Below are 3,514 nucleotides of genomic sequence, written 5' to 3' on the forward strand. Positions count from 1 at the left end.
AGAATTTTCGATACCTTGCAGATCATCTTCCGGGAAGGTACGCCCTCCCGGGATCCACAAGTTCTGATCATTTCTCTCCCTGTCGGGTCCAGAGCACGCGTGGCCAAGTACAAGCATTTGAGCGCCGCCTGCTCAGTCGGAAAGTGCCCACGCGCCCGTACTGCGCGCCTGTAGCGAGCGTTGACAGACTCGATCGCGTTCGTCGAGCAGATGACGCGCCTGATCTCGACGTCGTAGTCCAGGAACGGAACGAACTCACTCCACGCGTTGTCCCACATCTTGATAATCACTGGATACTGCTGCCCCCATTTCTGCGTGAACTCAGCGAATCGTTCCCTGGCCGCAAACTCCGACGGAGCGGTGTAGACAGGTTTGAGATCACGCGCCATCGCATCCCAATATTTACGAGAGGCAAAGCGAAAAGTGTTGCGTATCAGATGAATAATGCACGTCTGCACCACAGCGAGTTCCCAGACGGTGTTGATCGCTTCAGGCAATCCTTTGAGTCCGTCGCACACAACGATGCAGACGTCCGCCACACCACGGTTCTTGTCTCGGTCAGGACCGAGAGCCAGAACTTTGCGCCCTCTCCGCCCTCGCCGGCCCAGATCCCGAGGATGTCGCGTTCGCCATTGACGGTGACGCCGATCGCGACATACATCGGCCGGTTGGTGACCTGCCCATCGCGAACCTTCACGTGCACCGCATCGATGAACATCACCGGATACACCCGATCAAGTGGCCGGTTCTGCCACTCCGTCATTTCCCCGACGACCTTGTCGGTGATCCGCGAGATCGTGTCCTTCGACACCGACGCTCCGTAAATATCTTGAAAGTGCGCGGATATCTCGCCGGTCGTCAAACGCTTTGCCGTCAATGACAATACGATCTCATCGATACCCGTCAAGCGTCGCTGACGCTTCTTGACGATTTGCGGGTCGAACGAAGAGTCGACGTCCCGCGGGACCTCGATCTCCACCGGCCCGATCTCAGTGAGCACCGTCTTCGAACGGGTACCGTTCCTCGAGTTGCCGCTGCCGCGGCCGGCGGCATCGTGCTTCTCGTAGCCCAGGTGCTCGGTCATCTCCGCGTCTAACGCGGTCTCTAGGACGTTTTTGGTGAGTTGATTGAGGAGCCCGTTCGGGCCCATCAACTCCACGCCCTGCTCCTTGGCCTGAGCCAGGAGCTGCTCGGCCAACTGCTTCTGATCCACCTCAGTCTCTGCCATGGGATCAAGTGTTTCGGTCATCGTCGATCCTTCCCGCCAAGCTCAGCTCGGCGTGTTGAATCAAGGACCGGATCCACCGTTATTCAGACAGTCCCTTACCAGGGTCAAGGCAACGGATCAGAGAAGTGCGCAGTCGCAGGCCCAAATTTGTCAGTCTTCAGGTGCAGCGCCACAGCTTCGGCATACTCGTTCCGGACGTCCTCGGGAACGGTGGGCAGACGCTTGTGCAATGTATCGAGGTCGTCTGCGCACGCCACGGCGAACTCGAAGATGGAGTGCAGGTGCTGGAGCAGGTGCGTGTAACCGTTGGCCGCCTGGGTAGCGTCTTGCTCCGGAGTGAGAATCTGGCCCGCGGCGAGCGTGCCATCCGGAGTGGGGTGACCGCCAAACTCGCAGTGGAGCGAATAGTCTTTGCGTCGGTAGTCGTTGTCGTCGTCGGAGTACAGCCGCGACGGCCACCGGGCCTCCCTCTCCTCGCGGCCCGAGCCCAGCCAGTCCATGACGCTGGCTGACTCCGCGCTGAACTTCCACAGCAGGTACTCGCACTCGGCAACTTGCCGCAGCAGCGCCGACCATGAGTAATGGTTGCTGTCGGCGATCATCCCAAGGACACCGGCCGACAAGCTCGTCGCAGTCATCGCGACTCTCGCGAGGCCACTGTACGCAAGCCCAGCGTCAGTCTCGCCTCCCTCGTGCAGGGACTGTGCGACTGAGTACGAATTGTCGGCGACCCGACCCGTCAACCGCACGACGAGGTCGGCGGTGCCCTTTCTGCTGGCAGCCATCGCTGGATCGAGGGCGTACACGGTGAGTGCCGCACTCGCCGAAGCGTTGTCGGTCACCTGTACTGATGGGTCCTGCGCGTTAAGGAGTTTCGCTAGTCCACCCACGACCTTGAATGGATGCTCGTGGGTGGTCTCCGCGATGAGTCCTATCGCGTTGGCACCAACCTCTTGCGCAGCAATGGCTAGCAGCGCGGTATTGCAGGTGATGCGGTCGGGGACGCCGCCAGTGATGACGATCGACAGCAAAGATTCGAGGATGTCGTACTCGTTCGCATATTCCGGGTCGCACCGCGCAACCACGTCCGTGAAGGCAGCGGAACCGCTGGTCCCCGATACAATCGCGAGCTTGCGGATCAGCACCCCGGCGACGTGGACCAGAGGGTCGAGCGCAGCCTCGACCGCTGCCCGGTCCTGTCTCTTGATGGCGGAATCGAGGCTGCGGTCGAGTCCACGCATGTGCCCCTTCAGCAGGTCAGCGCCCTGGAGGCACAGGTCCAGCTGTGCTCTGTTCATGAGGCAATCATTGAAGGAAGGTGTGACAGCAGACCGGTTGGGCAGGGGCGTCCCGAGCACCTTGAAGTTGGCACCATAGACGAGCCCGCACCCTCGTTGACGACGTGCATCTGCCCGATGCGTTTCGCGAGAACGGATCTCGGACCTACTATCCGGGCTATGCCACGTAACAGCAACGAGCGCATCATTATTGATGGCGTCGTCTCGGCTGGACTTGTCTTCGACCTTTCTGAGGACAGGCGCAGGGCGACCGTCCGAATTCTCACCCCAGCCAGCGGGCCGATCCTCACCTTCGGACCGGTAACCAAGCGCACCGCGGCCAGATTCGCAGTCGGCCGGCCCGGTGAGTGCTCCAGCGTCTTTCGCGTCTGGGCGAACAAGGGCAAACTCGACGTCTACGCCTCGATCCGGACGTGGAAGGACCTGGCCAAGTTCTCTTTCCACCAGAGCGGCCGCTATATCTTCCACCTGTCGTCGGTCGACCACCCCGGCGCCGAATGGGCCGGGCGGCCCGATCCTGAGAATCGGCGCATCAGCGCATGGGACCGGCCTGCACCGTTCGTTCCTGGCTGGACTCACCTGATCACGTTCATGGTGCCGACCGAGGACGTCCAGCGGTCGCCGACCTCCGGATGGGAGGGCCACGAGAAGGTCCGCTGGGTCGCGAAGCCCAAACGACTCGACACTGTAACCGAATTCCGGGTGGCTATAGGCGATCCAGGAATGCAGCTGGTCGACGCGGGCCCAGCCGACCACCTGCTCGACGCCCGGCATTGTCGACGGGTTTGTCCTCGCCAACGGCCGACTCGTGCTCATCACCATGCACGTCACCCACTTGGACGAGACGGGTCGCGAGCTGCTGGCGGATCTCCGCGACGAGTGCATTAAACGCGCCGTGCGCGACGGGTTCGACCGTCGGCAATGTCTTGTCCCAGATCGGGATCACCACCCGAAATCGCGACCACGCCAACCATGCGCAGAACAACGT

At 61.4% G+C, this 3,514-nt stretch carries 2 protein-coding genes and 1 pseudogene; 1 reads left to right on the forward strand and 2 read right to left on the reverse strand.

What is annotated here, in order from left to right; genetic code table 11:
• Positions 1-77 precede the first annotated feature (77 nt).
• Both R4P70_RS32485 and R4P70_RS32490 read right to left on the reverse strand, forming a co-directional pair.
• Positions 78-1,249 (reverse strand): annotated as a pseudogene (locus R4P70_RS32485) (IS256 family transposase); the annotation flags it as partial.
• Between the two features lie 83 nt (positions 1,250-1,332).
• Complete coding sequence (locus R4P70_RS32490; RefSeq protein ID WP_317833812.1) at positions 1,333-2,526, reverse strand: hypothetical protein; 1,194 nt, start codon at positions 2,524-2,526, stop codon at positions 1,333-1,335.
• Positions 2,527-2,685: 159 nt separating this feature from the next.
• Between R4P70_RS32490 and R4P70_RS32495 the strand changes: the two genes are divergently transcribed.
• Positions 2,686-3,414, forward strand: coding sequence for a hypothetical protein (locus tag R4P70_RS32495; protein WP_317833814.1), 729 nt, complete (start codon positions 2,686-2,688; stop codon positions 3,412-3,414).
• Positions 3,415-3,514 lie beyond the last annotated feature (100 nt).

It is taken from the genome of Rhodococcus sp. IEGM 1241, from assembly GCF_033142365.1.
Lineage (GTDB): Bacteria > Actinomycetota > Actinomycetes > Mycobacteriales > Mycobacteriaceae > Rhodococcus_F > Rhodococcus_F erythropolis.